The 16,069-nt window shown below is 56.5% G+C and carries 16 protein-coding genes; 11 read left to right on the top strand and 5 right to left on the bottom strand.

The window, feature by feature from the left end; all coding sequences use genetic code 11:
* Positions 1-53 precede the first annotated feature (53 nt).
* A complete protein-coding gene (locus ACZ5FM_RS23885; protein WP_312948407.1) occupies positions 54-953 on the top strand; it encodes an AraC family transcriptional regulator in 900 nt (299 codons plus the stop codon).
* A gap of 101 nt (positions 954-1,054) precedes the next feature.
* Here the strand turns inward: ACZ5FM_RS23885 and ACZ5FM_RS23880 are convergent, their stop codons facing one another.
* The 4 genes from ACZ5FM_RS23880 to ACZ5FM_RS23865 all read right to left on the bottom strand — a co-directional run bounded on the left by ACZ5FM_RS23880 (position 1,055) and on the right by ACZ5FM_RS23865 (position 3,788).
* The gene (locus tag ACZ5FM_RS23880) at positions 1,055-1,579 is read right to left on the bottom strand and encodes a GNAT family N-acetyltransferase (protein WP_312948405.1); all 525 of its coding nucleotides are present in this window, start codon (positions 1,577-1,579) and stop codon (positions 1,055-1,057) included.
* Between the two features lie 588 nt (positions 1,580-2,167).
* Positions 2,168-2,410: a hypothetical protein gene (locus ACZ5FM_RS23875; protein ID WP_312948403.1), complete on the bottom strand. Its 243-nt coding sequence runs from the start codon at positions 2,408-2,410 to the stop codon at positions 2,168-2,170.
* A gap of 318 nt (positions 2,411-2,728) precedes the next feature.
* Entirely contained in the window at positions 2,729-2,992 is a 264-nt protein-coding gene (locus ACZ5FM_RS23870; protein WP_312948401.1) for a hypothetical protein, read from the bottom strand.
* 34 nt (positions 2,993-3,026) lie between these two features.
* Positions 3,027-3,788 carry an SDR family NAD(P)-dependent oxidoreductase gene (locus ACZ5FM_RS23865; RefSeq protein ID WP_259149646.1) on the bottom strand — a complete coding sequence of 254 codons (762 nt, stop codon included), beginning with the start codon at positions 3,786-3,788 and terminating at the stop codon, positions 3,027-3,029.
* 267 nt (positions 3,789-4,055) lie between these two features.
* Between ACZ5FM_RS23865 and ACZ5FM_RS23860 the strand changes: the two genes are divergently transcribed.
* The 10 genes from ACZ5FM_RS23860 (at position 4,056) to ACZ5FM_RS23815 (ending at position 15,198) form a co-directional block, all read left to right on the top strand.
* Complete coding sequence (locus tag ACZ5FM_RS23860) at positions 4,056-5,213, top strand: transporter substrate-binding domain-containing protein (RefSeq protein WP_312948397.1); 1,158 nt, start codon at positions 4,056-4,058, stop codon at positions 5,211-5,213.
* The gene (locus ACZ5FM_RS23855; protein ID WP_312948395.1) at positions 5,210-5,863 is read left to right on the top strand and encodes an ANTAR domain-containing response regulator; all 654 of its coding nucleotides are present in this window, start codon (positions 5,210-5,212) and stop codon (positions 5,861-5,863) included. Before ACZ5FM_RS23860 ends, ACZ5FM_RS23855 begins: the two co-directional genes overlap by 4 nt.
* 49 nt (positions 5,864-5,912) lie before the next feature.
* Entirely contained in the window at positions 5,913-7,124 is a 1,212-nt protein-coding gene (locus tag ACZ5FM_RS23850) for an urea ABC transporter substrate-binding protein (protein WP_409515594.1), read from the top strand.
* A gap of 69 nt (positions 7,125-7,193) precedes the next feature.
* Complete coding sequence (locus ACZ5FM_RS23845; RefSeq protein WP_312948391.1) at positions 7,194-8,066, top strand: ABC transporter permease subunit; 873 nt, start codon at positions 7,194-7,196, stop codon at positions 8,064-8,066.
* 4 nt (positions 8,067-8,070) lie between these two features.
* Positions 8,071-9,147 carry a branched-chain amino acid ABC transporter permease gene (locus ACZ5FM_RS23840; RefSeq protein ID WP_464041453.1) on the top strand — a complete coding sequence of 359 codons (1,077 nt, stop codon included), beginning with the start codon at positions 8,071-8,073 and terminating at the stop codon, positions 9,145-9,147.
* A gap of 3 nt (positions 9,148-9,150) precedes the next feature.
* Positions 9,151-9,867: an ABC transporter ATP-binding protein gene (locus ACZ5FM_RS23835; RefSeq protein ID WP_464041452.1), complete on the top strand. Its 717-nt coding sequence runs from the start codon at positions 9,151-9,153 to the stop codon at positions 9,865-9,867.
* Positions 9,860-10,576 carry an ABC transporter ATP-binding protein gene (locus ACZ5FM_RS23830; RefSeq protein ID WP_259149639.1) on the top strand — a complete coding sequence of 239 codons (717 nt, stop codon included), beginning with the start codon at positions 9,860-9,862 and terminating at the stop codon, positions 10,574-10,576. The genes ACZ5FM_RS23835 and ACZ5FM_RS23830 overlap by 8 nt, the downstream gene beginning before the upstream one ends.
* A 36-nt stretch (positions 10,577-10,612) precedes the next feature.
* A complete protein-coding gene (locus ACZ5FM_RS23825; RefSeq protein WP_464041451.1) occupies positions 10,613-11,611 on the top strand; it encodes an acetamidase/formamidase family protein in 999 nt (332 codons plus the stop codon).
* A gap of 63 nt (positions 11,612-11,674) precedes the next feature.
* Positions 11,675-13,411: a nitrilase-related carbon-nitrogen hydrolase gene (locus ACZ5FM_RS23820; protein ID WP_464041450.1), complete on the top strand. Its 1,737-nt coding sequence runs from the start codon at positions 11,675-11,677 to the stop codon at positions 13,409-13,411.
* An 842-nt stretch (positions 13,412-14,253) separates the two neighbouring features.
* Positions 14,254-15,198 (top strand): aromatic alcohol reductase, encoded by a 945-nt coding sequence (locus tag ACZ5FM_RS23815; protein ID WP_464041449.1) that lies wholly within the window; start codon positions 14,254-14,256, stop codon positions 15,196-15,198.
* Positions 15,199-15,346: 148 nt separating this feature from the next.
* Here ACZ5FM_RS23815 and ACZ5FM_RS23810 read toward each other — a convergent pair whose 3' ends face one another.
* Positions 15,347-15,772, bottom strand: a complete 426-nt coding sequence (locus tag ACZ5FM_RS23810) for a winged helix-turn-helix transcriptional regulator (RefSeq protein WP_464041448.1) — start codon at positions 15,770-15,772, stop codon at positions 15,347-15,349.
* Positions 15,773-16,069 lie beyond the last annotated feature (297 nt).

The following is a 16,069-nucleotide window of genomic DNA, read 5'->3' as shown; positions in this document are numbered from 1 at the left end:
CCCGGACATTCTATATCTGTTTGTCCAGTTTCATTTAGCGTAAGTCCGAATTTATGACCGACCCTGTTGCAGATGTCGTTTCGCTCTTAAAGCCCAGGCCCTCCATCGCCAAGCAGGTGACCGGCTCGCGGCAATGGCTCGTCGAGCGAACTGAGCTCGGTAGTCCGTTCTATTGTGCGCTGCTGGAAGGTGAATGCCTTTTGACTATCGCTCGTCGAAAGCCAATACGGCTTGAAGCTGGCGACTTCGTCCTTGTCCCTGAGGCTTTCTCCTTTACCATGAACAGCCTGCAGCCACCGCCGCGCGGGTCGCTCCCCCAACGTCTTGAGACAAGTCCTGGAGTATTCAGGCTTGGTGATCCCGATGCACCAGCCGAAATCAGGGCCATGGTCGGTCACTGCACCTTCGGATCAAACGACAAGGCGCTCCTTGCATCTCTGTTGCCCGATCTCGTTCATGTCCGCGGCGAGGAAAGGCTGATGCAACTTGTGCGGATGATCAATGATGAAACTGGTGACAGACGGACTGCACGCGAGATCGTTCTTTCACATCTGCTCGAGGTCCTCTTCATAGAGGCATTGAGATCGGTCGGAGGCAGCCATGCCACGCCGGGGCTTTTGCGCGCAATGGCCGATCCGCAACTGGCGCCGATACTTCGGCGCATACATGAGGATCCGGCCCACAGCATCAGCGCTGAAAGTCTTGCCCGGGAAGCCGCTATGTCGCGCTCCACCTTCTACGCCCGTTTTCAAAGCGAGGTCGGCGTGACACCGATGGAATATGTAACAGGCTGGCGCATGGCGCTGGCAAAGCAGCTCTTGCGGGAGAATATCGCACCGGCAGAAGTCTCAGAGCGCGTGGGATACGGTTCAGCCAGTGCCTTTAGCGTGGCCTTCAGCCGCCATGTCGGCATGTCACCCGGCGCCTATTCACGCACCGATGCTGCCGTGTGAGACCAAGGCGCATCACGCGTTTGGCCGACGTACATCAAAAGCAATCTTTCGATCGACAGAGGCAGGCCACCAAGACAAATTATCCGGTTGAAAACGTCCACCTATTTACGCTGGGCCGCCCATACCAGGATATGGCGATCAACACCTGCCAGTTTTCGAACGAAATCGCGCTGCTCAAGGCGTCTGAGCTTCAACCGCCCCATGACCGCCTGAGATCGCAGGTTTTCGCTTGAGGTATAGGCAAGAATTTCATCAAGCCGGAGACGTGAAAACCCGTCAGCAAGTGCCGCTTGTGCAGCCTCGGTCGCAATTCCGCGTCCCCACGCTTTGCGGACAAGGCGCCACCCAATCTCAACGTGCACACCTAAAGGATGCTCGCTGCCGGCGGACATGAGGCCCGCGCAGCCAAGAAAACTGGCTGTACTCCCACACTCGAGGGCCCATCGCGTGAACCCGTGCAATTCGAATGCCTGTTTGTAACGCTCCAGTCGGCGGTCGCTCTCGGCCCGCGAAACTGGCCCGCCCTGATCGTTCATGACCTCCGGATCAGCATTCATGCTGGCAAAATCCAACGCATCGGCATCGGCAAAGGGGCGCAAAATCAGCCGCGGTGTCGTAATGCGCATTCTCGTTGGCTCCCTTCCGTAGACGTCGTTTGCAAAGTCTGTCAAACCGGTACCTGCACCAGCAACCTTCTCAGCGGCGCCAACTATCGGTCGTGCCCACATGCGCGTGCAAGTGCGCTATCAATGAACCATCGCCATAGCTCTGGCAGTTCGCGACAATTAACCCTTTAAAGAAAGTCCAGTCGAGATCTGTCTGAATTCCACCCGAAAAAATTCGTCTTGTTTGCGATGATAGGGATATGGCTTTGATATTTCCGCGTCCCTGCCGGGCTGCCTATCCGTCAATTTCCAAAGCTCGAACATGACCTTCAACGCCACCGCTGTTGCCGCCACTGTCCAGCACCTTCACGCCTCGGATTACGCTGCTCGCACCGTGGGCGGGGCGCGCAAATATGCCACCGTCGCCCAGGTCCAAGAAGGTCTTAGCCGTTGCGGCTCCCCAAACACGCCCCGCCGCGAGCATTTTCTGCTCTCGCCAGAGTGGCCAACGCTTACCTGCTCGACCTGGCCATGCAGTGTCGCAACGGGGCGTGAAACGTGATTTCGCACGCAAAGCGAGTGCAGCAGGCAACCTTTCTTCAACCTATTTTATACAACCTGCAGTGCTTGCGGGGGTTGCGACATGAAATGGTTCTGGGTTGTAATTGTATTGTTGGTCGCTACTGGTTCGGCGCCCGCAGCCAATACGCCGTGTAGTGGTAAAAAAGGCGGCATCGAGCGGTGCCAGGGCGAAACGTTCATCTGCCGGGATGGCTCCGTCAGCGCCAGCAAAAAGTCATGCATCGCGACGATGGGAAGCCTCGGGATAATGGGAAGCCAGGCCACCGACATGGCTCCGACGTCCTCAAAAGCATGCTCTTGTCGTGGCGGAACCTACTGCACCGGTCCCCGTGGCGGTCAGTACTGCCTGAGAGATGACGGCAAAAAGAGCTATCTCAGGAAGTAATCTTTGAGTGGGGGCTACCAACCCTCAGTGCTCATCACTTGCCTGCCATCCATCGTCGGCCGGGACCAGGAGCAACCTCACTTATAGAGGCATCACCTCCTGCCGGGGACTGGGTGTAGTTGCGCTCGGGCCTGTGCAGTGAGCTTGGATTTACAAGCTCCCCAACAAATCGGGTGGTACCTGTTAATGTTTCGGTAACCATATTAGCCAAAGCTTAGGCCATTCAACAATGGAGGTTGGACATGGCTTACGACTGGGATGGATCCAGAAACAGAAGCAAGATGGATGAGTGGGCTGTAGGCTTGCTCTTCTTTGGATGGCTTTGCCTGATATTGGTGGCTGTTTTCCTCGTCACGAGACTGGCTGCGTAGTGACGTCATGACGGGGCTGATCGACGGATTTCCCGTCAGGGCTTGCGCCGTCTGCATGCTATAGGGCGTCGCGGTGGCGACGGCACACCAGATCATCACATCTCTGATCAGAAGTCGCCACCCGCATAATCTAGAGCTGTACGCCGCGGGTCAGTGCGCCATCAACGACCAGGTTGGTACCGTAGACGAAACTTGCAGCCGGGCTTGCCAGAAATACGGCAGCATTGGCTATTTCCTGGGGGGTGGCCATGCGGCCCGTGGGGTTTAATGCAAGCGAAGCTGCAAACAACTCCGGATTGTTCTTTTCGATATTTTCCCAGACGCCCCCGGCAAAGTAGGTATTGCCCGGCGAGACCGTGTTGGCACGGATGCCTTTAGGTGCCAGAGAGAAGGCTAGGCCTTGCGTGTAATGCGTCAGTGCAGCCTTGAAGGAGCCGTAGGGCCCGGCAGCAAAATCAATTTCGCGGCCGGACACCGAGGCAATGGTAACGATAGACGCGGACTGGCTTTTTTCCAGATACGGCATCGCTGCGTTGACAAGCCTGACCGTACCCAGCATGTCGACGTTGAAACCCTGCCTCCAGCTCTCTTCGTCATTGCCGATCGCCAGCGCACTGACATTGCCAACGACGATATCCAGACCTCCGAAAAGTGTCGCAGCCTCCTCTACCCACATCGAAATCGCTGCGCCATCGGCAACATCAACACCGCGACCTATAGTAGAAACGCCCTTTCTCGCCAGATCGGCCGCTACCGCCTTGGCATCATCGACATTTCGGCTGCAGATCGCAACGTCCACCCCTTCCCCAGCCAGTGTTTCGGCAATTTTAAAACCGATGCCCCGCGTTCCACCCGTGACCACCGCGCGCAAGCCTTTCAGACCCAGATCCATCTTCGTTCCCCTTTGTTCCGGCCGGTTCGCCGGCGCCTATACGCGCATAGGATCCCCTCCATTTTTGCACTGCGTCAAGGATCGAAACGAACTCAAATAATTTTGATTTTCCGCGCTTGACATATCGCCTGCAAACGGTCAGCTTAATTTCAAGGCGACGAGCAAAGATGCTCATTAAATCGCCAATACGGAAAAATCGTTTTCATTTTTGGCACCGTCGCCGCCGACAGTATCTGCTGTCAGGTCCAACATCGTGGCTGCCGAAACATGGTCAAGAAATATTCGATCGGAATATTATTCTCGGTTACGGGATCTTACGGAACGGTCGGCAAATCGATGCTGAACGGCGCGAAACTTGCCTGCGATCAAGTCAACGCAGACAAGGGCTTCGGCATTGAGCTACGTCCTGTCGAGCACAATCCCGGCGGCGACCTGAGCGCCTATGCGCCAGCGGTCGAAACAATGATTGCCGGTGGCGTCAACCACATCGTCGGATGCTACACCTCATCAAGCCGCAAGGAAGTCATTCCAGTCTTCGAAAAGCACGACGCGCTGCTGTGGTACCCCACTCACTACGAAGGCTTTGAAAGTTCGGCTAACGTGATCTACACTGGCGCCGCACCAAATCATCATATGTTGCCGCTAGTCGATTATTTTACACGCAACATCGGCAAGCGCGTTTTTTGTGTCGGTTCAAACTACATATGGGCATGGGAAAGCAACCGGGTTCTGCGGGAAGAACTCGCCCTGCGGCAAGGATCTGTCGTTGGAGAACGTTACCTGCCGGTCGGCGAGACAGATGTTGACTGCATTATCCAGTCCATCTTCGAGACCAATCCAGACATCGTTTTCAATTCACTGATCGGTGAATCCGCCTATGCGTTCTTTCGCGCCTTTCGGGCTGCCTGCACAGCGCGCGGCATCGACCAGGTGAAACGTTATCCCGTCGCCAGCTGCAATCTTTCCGAACCTGAGCTTTCCAGCATCGGACCGCTAGCCATCGATGGCCATTTGAGCTCCAGTGTCTATTTCGCGTCCATCGACACCCCCGCAAACCACGATTTCGTTAGAAAATACCAGGCCGCGTTTCCACAGGAGATTGTGCCATCGGCGGAAGCGGAAGCGGCCTATAGCGCTGTAATCCTGCTCGCAAAATCCCTGTATCAGGCGGGCAATGACGATATGCGGGCCGTAAAAACCTGCGCAGCCAACCAGCGGCTGAGTGCGCCGCAGGGCGAAGTCGTCATCGATCCAAGTACGTTTCATGCCCACCTGACACCGAGGATCGGGCGATCGCGCGGCGATGGACAGTTCGACATCCTTTTCGATGCTGGCAGACCCGTCGCGCCGGACCCCTACCTGATCAACTCTACCTCCACTCTTGAGGCACCGTCGCGTCGCCCAGCCCTGAGGATCGTGTCATGAGGTCGAACCGATACGTTCAGAATTTTCGCCAGCGGCGGGCGCTCGTGCTGAGCAATGATGTTCGCGCGACAGAGACAATCATGGCCATGGTGACACGCTTGGGAATGTCACCGGAGCATCTTTCGTCTCATGACGGTGAGTTGCGCAATCTGCTCGATGCCGCAAAACCACAGCAAGACGTGCTGTTCCTCGATGGCGATCTCAACCTCTTCCCTGAAATGACCCACAATGCGTTCAACGAGCAACCTCAAGTCCCGGTCGTGGGTCTTGTCGGAATAGAGGCGCCGAGCCGCCTGAGGATGCTGATGCAGCTTGGCGCCACGGCATTTCTTTCAAAGCCAGTCCATAGTGGCTCGATCTTTTCAGCCCTTTATCTGGCAATCAACACCTTCGAACAGAAGGCGGATTTGCAGCTCTCGATCCTGGAGCTGGAAAAACGCCGCAGATATCGCCGTCACGTCATAAAGGCTGTGACGGTGGTGATGAAGTCCCATTCCCTCGATGATGAGGGAGCGTTCGCCCTGCTCCGCAAGGAAAGTATGCGCGCACGCCTTAGCCTTGAAGCCTATTGTGAATGTGTCGTTCAACGAAGCACGGCGCGCACCATCGACGACATGGAACCTGACGAGAAGCAGGCCATCGCCGAGTAGTTAAACCACCTCCATGGAGAACAAAATGATGAAGACGCTTAACGGCGCCATGACGGCGCTCGGCCTAATTTTGCTTTGCTCCGGGGCGGCCAACGCCCAGGAACCCATCAAACTTGGCGTGCTTGAAGACCAGTCTGGCGATTTTGCCGCCGCGACAATCGGCAAGGTTCACGGCATCCAGCTTGCAGCCGAAGAAATCAATGCCGCCGGAGGCATCGCAGGTCGCCCCCTCGAACTGGTGGTCTACGACACCCAGTCCGACAACACGCGCTATCAGGAATTCATGCGTCGCGTACTTCAGCGTGACAAGGTGGATGCCGTTTTCGCCGGTTTTTCCTCCGCGTCGCGTGAAGCTTACCGGCCAATCGTCAACCAGTTCGACGGTTTCGCCTTTTACAACAACCAGTACGAAGGTGGTGTCTGCGACGCCAACATGGTTGTCACTGGCGCTGTTCCTGAACAACAGTTTTCGACGCTTCTTCCCTACATGATGGAGACCTACGGCAAGAAGGTCTACACGATCGCTGCTGACTACAATTTCGGCCAGATCTCCGCCGAATGGGTGCGCAATATCGTCAAGGAAGGCGGCGGCGAGATGGTGGGCGAGGAGTTCATTCCGCTCGGCGTCTCACAGTTCTCTCAGACCATCCAGAACATCCAGGCAGCCAAGCCCGATTTCATCGTGACTTTGCTTGTTGGCACGGCTCAGGCTTCATACTACGAGCAGGCAGCTGCGGCCAACGTCAACCTTCCGATGGGCTCTTCGGTCAATGTAGGCCAGGGTTATGAGCACAAGCGCTTCAAACCACCAAGCCTCGCCAACATGTATGCGACCGTCAACTGGATCGAGGAAGTGGACAATCCACAGTCCAAGGCCTTCGTCGAGAAATGGCACAAGAAGTTTCCCGATGAGCCTTACATCAATCAGGAAGCAGAAAACTCCTACCTCGCCGTGTATCTCTACAAGCAGATGGTCGAGCGCGCCGGCGGTTCGACCAAAAAGGACGAACTGCGCAAAATCATTGCCCAGGGCGATGTCTGCTTCGATGCGCCAGAAGGCAAGGTCTGCCTCGACCCTAAGAGCCAGCACATGTCACACACGATCTACTTGGCTAAAGTCAATGATGATCACTCGATCAGCTTTCCCAAAGTCTGGAACGACATCAAGCCTTACTGGCTGGGCCAAGCAGGCTGCGATCTGACCAAGAACGATCCGAGCGCACAATACACGCCATCCAGCCCCCCACCGGCTGCCAACTAACCCCAAAAGCGGCCGGGGCTCTCTGCTCCGGTCGTTCCCCGATGCGTGCCCGCAAGGAAGTCTACTGCGATGACTTTAGTCTACACCCTGTTCAGTTTCCTCTATCAGACGGGCGACGCCTTCGCCTTTCTCGTTCTTTCAGCCTGTGGTCTGGCAATTATTTTCGGCATGATGGGCGTGATAAATCTTGCGCATGGCGAGTTTATTCTATGCGGAGCCTATGTGTGTTCAGCCAGTGCGCGGGCCGGACTACCGCTACCGCTTGCCATCCTCGCTGGTGCCGTTGCTGCAGGTCTTGTCGGCATGGTCATCGAACGCATCATCATTCGTCCGCTCTATGACCGCCCACTCGATACGATCGTGGCCACATGGGGTGTCTCCATGATTGTCACGCAAACTACGCTTATTATTCTGGGCTCCACAATGCCCGGCACCGGAACGCCGTTCGGCAGCTTTGCGGTCGGCCCCTATTCCTATTCGGTCTACCGCGTGGTCCTCATGGCGGCAGCGGTGGCAACACTTGGCGTCCTCTGGCTGGGGTTCACCAAAACCCGCTTCGGCATCCTGGCCCGGGCCACCATACAGGTGCCCCACATCGCTCAGGCGCTCGGCGTCAATACCGGCCTCATCTACAGCCTGACTTTCGGTCTGGGTGCAGCCCTGGCTGGTCTCGCTGGCGGTCTCTACGCGCCGACGATGACCCTTGTGCCGACGATGGGCAGTGCCTTCGTCGTTGAAGCCTTTGTGACCGTCGTAGTCGGCGGAGCTGACATCTTCCTTGGCACGGCACCGGCTGCACTCGTCCTCGGTGCTGCCAAGGCGGCGCTTACCTCTTGGCAAGGACAACTTGCAGGCCAGATCGGCCTTCTCGTCGCAGTCATCATCGTCATCCGAATCCTGCCGCGGGGCATATCCGGCTGGATCCTTCGAGAAAGAGCCTGACCCTATGTTGAGATCCAATCCCCTATCACGAGCCATTGCCTTGCTGGAAGGCCCTCAAACGCAGGGGCGTGGCACACCGTTCTGGGCAAGCTTTGCCGTCGTTGTCGCCATTGCCTGCGCCTATCCCCTCTTCGCGGACGGTTACGACGTCGGCAACAATGTTTACTTCTTCAACTGGACCTTTATGGCACTGGGCCTCAGCCTTATCTGGGGCTATGGCGGAACACTGAGCTTCGGACAGACTGCCTTCTTCGGTGTCGCTGGCTACAGCTACGGCGTGATCTCCATCAATCTTGGTGATGCCTATGGGTTGACGCTGTTTGCATTATTCGCGTCTGTCGCGGCGGCGGCATTATTTGCAGCCTTGCTTGGGTACTTCCTGTTTTTTGGTCGTATCAGCGGAGTTTTTCTGGGGATCGTCACCCTGTCGGTCACGCTTGTTCTGGAGCGTTTCATGGCACAGACCGCTGGTCCGGAATGGCGAGTGGGCCTGGCAAGACTTAACGGTTACAACGGCATGGGCAGCATGCCCTCACTTACAGTTCCGTGGTTTGGCGGCGACATCGTTCTCTTTCCCGATGTGCAGCTGTACTACTTTACACTCGCACTGTTGGTTGTCAGTTATCTCGGCCTTCGTATCCTTGTGAATTCCCGCTTTGGAAATGTGCTCGTCGCCATTCGTGAAAACCCACAAAGGGCAGAGATGCTTGGCTACGACATCCGCGTCTATCAGCTCGTGGCTTTTGTCATCGGTTCAGCCTTTGCAGGTCTATCAGGCGTTCTTTACACCTCCTGGGGCAACTATATCACGCCCGCATCGATGAACATGACCGCAGCAGCTCTGCCAATCGTATGGGTGGCCGTTGGCGGTCGCAACGACCTGACCACCACATTGATCGGGACGCTGGTCGTGCTCGCCGGGTTTCAGGCTTTGACCATTCACGGGAGCCAGTATGCACTCGTCGTCATGGGTGTCCTGCTCGTACTGACTGTTCTTATAGCACCGCGCGGGCTCATCTTCGGCCTTGGTACATTTCTGGCAAAATGTTTCCACCACAAGACCACGGCCGGGAGGGAGTGACGCATGGCTATCCTCGAAACACGTGAACTCAACAAATGGTTCGGAGGCCTGCATGTCACATCAGGCGTGAATTTCTCTCTGAAACAGGGCGAAATCCACTGCCTCATCGGCCCAAATGGCGCCGGCAAAAGTACGCTCTTCCGCCTTATCCTGGGAGAGCATCTGCCGACCAGTGGTCAGATCGTCTACGAGGGAGTGGACATCACGAGAGCAAAATCGTTCGAGCGCATCCGCAAGGGTATCAGTGTTAAGTTCCAGGTCCCCGGGATATTCAAGGCGCTAAGCGTCCGCCAGAACCTGCAGATCGCGCTTCAGCATCACCGGCGCCCGGAGGATCTGGACGAGGAAATCGACAGGCTCCTGGAATTTCTCAAGTTGACGGAGGCGCGCGCTCAACTCGCAGGCAACCTCAGCCACGGCCAGAAACAATGGCTGGAGATCGGCATGGCAGTTGGCCTCAGGCCACGTCTTCTGCTCCTGGACGAACCGACCGCCGGGATGACACCGGACGAGACTGCTGCCACCGGCGAGATGGTGCAAGCGCTCAACCGGGACGGAGTGACCGTTCTGGCGGTCGAACATGACATGGCCTTCGTCCGCCAGATTGCCCACAAGGTCACTGTTCTTCACTTCGGCAAAATCTTCGCCCAGGGCACTATCGACGAGATCGTTGCCGATGAGCGCGTGGCTGCCATCTATTTGGGAGACGCCCATGCGTAAGGAGATCCTCCTCAACACCCTTGGTCTATGGTCGGGTTATGGTGGCAAGCCGGTCCTGCAGGGCATCGACATCCAGGTCCGCGAAGGCGAGATTGTCGCCGTTATCGGTCGCAACGGCGTGGGAAAGTCCACCCTTATGAAAAGCCTGATCGGTCTTCTTCCCGGCGACAAAGGATCAGTGGTTTTTCGCGGAGCTGCGATCGATACCATACCGGCTTTCAAGCGGGCTCGGCTCGGGATCGGTTACGTCCCGCAAGGACGCGACGTCTTTCCTCGGCTCAGCGTAATCGAAAACCTGCTGGTCGGCGAATCCATCAGTGGCAAACGCGCCACGGCCGACCAGATCGAAGCCGTGTTCAGTTATTTTCCTATCCTGAAGGAACGCCGGAACCAGCAGGCCGGAACCATGTCTGGCGGACAACAGCAGCAGCTTGCGATCGGCCGCGTTTTGATGGGCAGGCCCTCGCTGATCCTGCTCGACGAGCCGTCAGAGGGCATCCAGCCCAACATCGTTCAGGATATTGCCCGGATCATGGTGGAGCTCAATAAAACAACCGGCGTCACGGTGGTGTTCGTGGAGCAGAACATCGACATGATCCGCGCGATGGCGCAGCGCTGCTACGTCATAGACAAAGGGCGGATCACCAATGAGATCATGCCGGAAACGCTGGAGGACCGCGATGCCGTCCGGCGTTATCTGGCTGTCTGAAACCTCAAAATCCCTCACATGAAAAGGATAAAACACATGAGCTGGCTCGACGAAACAATCATGGCCCGAAAAGGCGTTGCCAAAGGCAAAGTCGGAGAGACTTACGCCATCACCGAGGAAAGCCAGGGTAAATATCATTATGTCTACGGTGCTTATGTCGATCCGATCTTGAAAGTTGATCCGGGCGCCGTCGTCTCGGCGGAAACCCATGATGCATTCGAGGGAGCAATCAAAAGCGAGACAGATGTTCCATCCAAGGTTCTCAATTTCCCCTACCTCAACCCGCAGAATGGACCGATCTACGTCAACGGTGCAGAAAAGGGTGACTGCCTGGCCGTCTACATCAAGACCATTGTGCCGCGCGGGCCGCAGCCCAGGGGCACGACAGTCATCATGCCGGAGTTCGGCGGCCTGGTGCCAACAGCCGACACGGCGCTATTGACCGCGCCTTTGCCCGAACGCGTACGGAAAATACATGTCGATGCCGAGACCGGTGTCCAGTGGAACGACAGGATCACGCTTCCCTACGAGCCCTTCATCGGAACAATCGGCACCGCACCGGAAATTGAGGCCATATCGTCGCTCGTTCCGGACTATTACGGCGGCAACATGGACCTGCCTGATGTTTGCCCAGACACCGTGATCTATCTGCCAGTCAATACCGAAGGTGCATATCTCTATCTCGGCGATTGCCATGCAGCGCAAGGCGACGGCGAGCTTTGCGGCGTCGCACTCGAGCATCCCACCGTCACGACGGTTCAGATCGACCTCATCAAGGGCTGGACAATCAAGACGCCGCGGCTGGAAAATGACCGGTTCTACATGACAATCGGGTCGGCAAGGCCGATGGAGGATGCGGCCCGCGGCGCTTACCGCGAATTGATCCGCTGGATGGTTGCAGATTTCGGCTTCGAAGAACTCGACGCCTACATGTTGCTCACCCAATGCGGTCGCGTCCGTCTCGGCAACATGGTCGACCCGAAATATACGGTCGGTGCCTCCGTTTTGAAATCCATCATCGGCATAGCCGCCTGAATAGACCAACCGAGCAGGGTCGCCCGTCTTGGGCGGCTCCCTATCTTCCCGATGGAGCAAGACATGACCGTCCCTTTCAAAGGCGCAGCAATCCAGTTTGAACCCGATTTTGGTAACAAGGACCGCAACGTTTCAGCGCTGCTGGCACTGGTCGAGGAAGCGGCAACCAATGGTGCGAGGCTGATCACCACGCCGGAAATGTGCACAACAGGTTATTGTTGGTACGACCGCCAGGAAGTTTCCGGTCTTGTGGAAACGATCCCCGGGCCGACCACAGATCGTTTTGCGGAACTTGCGTACAAACATGACTGCTTCATTGTACTGGGCCTGCCCGAAGTCGATGCGGAAACCAACCTCTACTACAATTCTGCGGCACTCATCGGGCCGGAAGGTTTGGTAGGCGTTCATCGAAAAACGCACCCCTATATTTCAGAGCCGAAATGGGCTGCATCCGGCAATCTTGGTCATCAGGTTTTCGAAACAAAGATTGGCCGCATAGCGATGCTCATCTGCATGGACATCCACTTTGTGGAGACGGCGCGATTGGTGGCACTCGGTGGTGCGGACGTGATCTGCCATATCTCGAACTGGCTGGCCGAACGGACCCCTGCTCCCTATTGGATAAGCCGCGCTTATGAGAACGGCTGTTACCTGATGGAGAGCAATCGCTGGGGACTTGAACGAGGTGTTCAGTTCTCAGGTGGCAGCTGCGTCATTAGCCCTGAAACCGAAATCCTTGACGTGGTTGATGACGGTGACGGCATTGCTTACGGCTTGATTGATCCGGCACGGTCGCGCATGAGGCAGGTTGCAGGCGAGCCCGTTATGCTGCAGCGTCGTCCCGAGCTTTACAGCGAGCTGATGACGAACACCTATACGTGGAATCCGGGAGAATTCTTCCGTCTCTACGGACACCAACCGATTGAAAAAGGGCGTCGCAGCCGCATTGCCGTCGGCGAGTTCACTCCGACATCTGATCACGACGCCAATCTCTCCATGATGTCGGCTCTGGCGGAACAAGCCAAGGCTCAAGGGTCAGAGCTCATCGTCTTTCCGGCTTTTGCCTTGACCGGGCTCGACAACCCTGCGCAAACGGCAATCCCGCTCTCTCATCCTGCGGCGCAGACGATCGGCAAACTCTCGCAGCAGCTCGGCATCTCCATCATCGCCGGCTTTGCCGAGGCGCAGGAGAACGAGCGCTTCAGTAGTGTCATGATCGCCAGACCTGATGTTCCTGCCATCGCTTACCGCCAAGTCCACCTTACTCAGGATGAGCACGCCTGGGCAACACCGGGCGACGAATTCTGCGTCTTCGATCTTCCACTGGGAAGAGTAGGCGTCATGGTCGGACACGATGCGGCTTTCCCCGAGACTGGCCGTCTCCTTGCGCTCAGGGGGTGCGACCTAATCTGCTGCCCCTCGAGTATCAGTGATGGATTCCATCTTGGCCACCCGGGCAGTAAGGTCAGGCAACCAGAGCCGATCCCCTATGGCGCAGACCAATTGCACTGGCACCACTACCGGGTGCGCGCAGGGGAAAACAACTGTTACGTAGCATTTTCCAATACCAGGACGGTGGCAAACAAGGCAGCAGGCCTCAGCGGCATATTTGGCCCCGACACCTTTGCGTTCCCACGCAAGGAGGCGCTCGTGCAGGACGGAGGCCTTGTGGTCGCGGAAATTGATACCTCAAGCACAAGCCCGACATATCCGACAAACGTCGTGCGCAGGAAAGACCTCGTCCTCATGCGTCAGCCGCATCACTATTTGCGACTGGTGATGTCATCCGTGGCTATTTAATCGTACAAAGGTTGCCGACGCCAAAACCCTGTTGCGAAGGCAAAACCTCAGTGACAGTCTGAAATTCCAGAAGCGTGGACGCATCGCGCGACGATGAAAGCGACAGGGAGAAACCGGTTAAAAGCTCGCTGTAATGAAAAACCAAACAGGAATATTGCAACGGCACTGTTGGCCCCCAACGCTCTGCAACAGTTCTATGGCGAAGTGACACCCGGATTACCCTCTTGCGAGGCGGGAGCACCCGTTGTCTCACATCACATGTTTCTCCTTCGTGTCGCCGTGCAGCTGGCGGCCAACGGCTCACTCAACTCGGCACGTCACGCCGCTTGAAGTGCCCCGCGGCAAACGACAGCCTCAAGGACATAAAACTGGAACAAGCTTCCACGAGCCCTTGGAGAGCAGATCGTTTCCGATTTTTGTCGCGCAACAGAACGATGATAGAAAAAGGCCGCTAAGCGGGATTTCCTATTGCTGCCAAAGCGGAACGCCATGATCCGGGCGTAGTCGGTCCCGCCCTCCGCTGCGCGGCCACTATGTTGGGCTCCTGCGGCGACGCTTTCCCGGTCCTGGCGTGTCGAGAATTCCCGAAATCCCGCCTGAAGGCGGCCGCTTCTCTAATCGGCGGGGTAAAGTCAAGAACTCCTTTGCCTATCCGCTATCTCGTGGCGGCCCAGTGACGTCTCCAATTGCACCGAAGCCGACAGACCGACGTGTGCGAACGAGCAATACAACGGCATAGGCGTCTTTCCAATTTGCTGCAGTATCATCCGTGTACCTTCTTTTCTTCATGGTGCCGCCTCGCCAAATAGCGGCGATACAGAGTTTTTGAAGGATAGAAATCGATGAAACAGACAGTTTCCAACGTGAAGTCACGAAATATTCTCGTGCTTGGGGCCGGGGAACTCGGCATGCCCGTTCTTAGAAATCTTGCCCGTCGTGCCAAGGGCATTGAGGACGCGAAAATAAGCGTTTTGCTGCGCGGTAGTGCCGTTGATTCCGACGCCCCGGCCAAGCAGCGTGACGTTGCTGAAATACGCGACTTGGGTATCGATATCGTCGTCGGCGATCTGGTGAAGAGTTCGGTTGACGAGTTGGCATCCTTGTTCTCTCACTATGACACCGTGATCGGCTGCACGGGTTATGCAGCGGGGATCAACACTCCGATGAAACTGGCCAAGGCAGCGCTGCAGTCCGGGATTCCCCGCTACTTTCCTTGGCAGTTCGGCGTCGATTTCGAGGCAATCGGTCGAGGCGGGCCACAGGACATCTTCGACGCGCAACTTGATGTGCGTGAACTCCTGCGGTCTCAGAACAAAACCGAGTGGGTCATCATTTCTACCGGCATGTTCATGAGCTATCTCTTCGAGCCGGAATTCGGTGTAGTTGATTTGGAAAAAAGCGCCGTCAGAGCCCTTGGCAGTTACGATACGGCGGTTACGCTGACGACGCCTGAAGACATCGGCGTGCTCACTGCTGAGATTGTATTCTACGAGCCGACTATCAGCAATGAAATCGTCTTCTTGGCTGGCGATACAGTTACCTACGGCGAACTTGCTGACAAACTTGAAGCAGGTTTGAACAGGCCCTTCAGTCGCGACGAGTGGACTGTTCCGGTTCTCATGGAAGAACTGGCTGTCGACCCTCAGAACATGATGCGCAAATATCGTGCAGCCTTTGGTATCGGACGAGGCATGTCGTGGGACAAGGCAGGCACGTTCAACGAGCGCGAGGGCATAAAGGTGACGGATGTGTCCGATTGGATCGACGCCAACCTGAGCGCAAGGTAACGCGGCTTTCTGGCGCACAAACCGGCGGAAGAAAATTAGACAGGGGGGAGCGCGCAATGCCGGTGCTCTCCCAGTTCGCCAGCAGTTCCCCACTACCATCCATTCAAGGTCGTGATGACAACAGCGGAGTGGCGGCGGTTTGAGACTGTTAAAATGTCTGCCAGGAAGGCTTTTCCGGTGGTCGGGAATCAAATTCGTCGCGGGACTTTTGAAACTGCTCAGAATTCTCAACGACCCATGTCCACAACGGGATCATACGCATGAGAAGACCCATTCCCAGTTCTGTCAGTTCGTATTCCACCCGAGGCGGCACCTCAACGAGATCGTAACGGGTGACGAGACCATCTCTTTCGAGCTGGCGTAGCGTGCGCGTTAGCATGCGCTGTGTTACGCCGTGCATGCGTCTGCCGATATCTGCGTGCCGAAGTCGGCCATAAACGCCAAGGGTATGTATGACGCCGAGCGACCACCTATTCCCTGCGTGGGTGAGAACCTCGCGTCTAACCCCGTCTTCGTCGTCGCGAAGGCCATCACAAACCGCTTGAGAATAGCTCAGCATTTCTTCTCTGGTCATTACCCTTGCTCCGGTATTCCTGCCTTTGTGTCTTACCAGCCTTCGGAGGGCATTTCACCTGCCTCTCGTGGGTATTGAAACGTGGATAAAATTTGGGGGAAACATACGCATTGGTAGCACTGATGCCCATCGGCGCAAGGCGGCCGTAGTGGATGCTCGACAAGTGTCGGCTTAGTGGTCATTTGGTGCAGCGTTTGTCTTTCGCGGCCCGCGCTTCTCTCCGGGATCGGCTCTTAGCCCTCCCATGATGGGGTTTCGTAGATGAGGTGGTTCAATCTATGCTGCATCCTGAGAACG

The sequence above is a fragment of the Agrobacterium sp. 5Ca50 genome, from assembly GCF_055381905.1.
The sequence above is the reverse complement of the archived record's forward strand: the minus strand, read 5'-3'. Positions and strand labels throughout refer to the sequence as shown.

Excerpts from the sequence above, each read along its gene's own strand:
- ACZ5FM_RS23840 (WP_464041453.1), top strand. The coding sequence starts at position 8,071 with ATGTTGAGATCCAATCCCCTATCACGAGCCATTGCCTTGCTGGAAGGC.
- ACZ5FM_RS23865 (WP_259149646.1), bottom strand. The coding sequence starts at position 3,788 with ATGGATCTGGGTCTGAAAGGCTTGCGCGCGGTGGTCACGGGTGGAACG.
- ACZ5FM_RS23810 (WP_464041448.1), bottom strand. The coding sequence starts at position 15,772 with ATGACCAGAGAAGAAATGCTGAGCTATTCTCAAGCGGTTTGTGATGGC.
- ACZ5FM_RS23880 (WP_312948405.1), bottom strand. The coding sequence starts at position 1,579 with ATGCGCATTACGACACCGCGGCTGATTTTGCGCCCCTTTGCCGATGCC.
- ACZ5FM_RS23825 (WP_464041451.1), top strand. The coding sequence starts at position 10,613 with ATGAGCTGGCTCGACGAAACAATCATGGCCCGAAAAGGCGTTGCCAAA.
- ACZ5FM_RS23830 (WP_259149639.1), top strand. The coding sequence starts at position 9,860 with ATGCGTAAGGAGATCCTCCTCAACACCCTTGGTCTATGGTCGGGTTAT.
- ACZ5FM_RS23845 (WP_312948391.1), top strand. The coding sequence starts at position 7,194 with ATGACTTTAGTCTACACCCTGTTCAGTTTCCTCTATCAGACGGGCGAC.
- ACZ5FM_RS23875 (WP_312948403.1), bottom strand. The coding sequence starts at position 2,410 with ATGTCGGTGGCCTGGCTTCCCATTATCCCGAGGCTTCCCATCGTCGCG.
- ACZ5FM_RS23815 (WP_464041449.1), top strand. The coding sequence starts at position 14,254 with ATGAAACAGACAGTTTCCAACGTGAAGTCACGAAATATTCTCGTGCTT.
- ACZ5FM_RS23820 (WP_464041450.1), top strand. The coding sequence starts at position 11,675 with ATGACCGTCCCTTTCAAAGGCGCAGCAATCCAGTTTGAACCCGATTTT.
- ACZ5FM_RS23885 (WP_312948407.1), top strand. The coding sequence starts at position 54 with ATGACCGACCCTGTTGCAGATGTCGTTTCGCTCTTAAAGCCCAGGCCC.
- ACZ5FM_RS23835 (WP_464041452.1), top strand. The coding sequence starts at position 9,151 with ATGGCTATCCTCGAAACACGTGAACTCAACAAATGGTTCGGAGGCCTG.
- ACZ5FM_RS23860 (WP_312948397.1), top strand. The coding sequence starts at position 4,056 with ATGGTCAAGAAATATTCGATCGGAATATTATTCTCGGTTACGGGATCT.
- ACZ5FM_RS23855 (WP_312948395.1), top strand. The coding sequence starts at position 5,210 with ATGAGGTCGAACCGATACGTTCAGAATTTTCGCCAGCGGCGGGCGCTC.
- ACZ5FM_RS23870 (WP_312948401.1), bottom strand. The coding sequence starts at position 2,992 with ATGATCTGGTGTGCCGTCGCCACCGCGACGCCCTATAGCATGCAGACG.
- ACZ5FM_RS23850 (WP_409515594.1), top strand. The coding sequence starts at position 5,913 with ATGACGGCGCTCGGCCTAATTTTGCTTTGCTCCGGGGCGGCCAACGCC.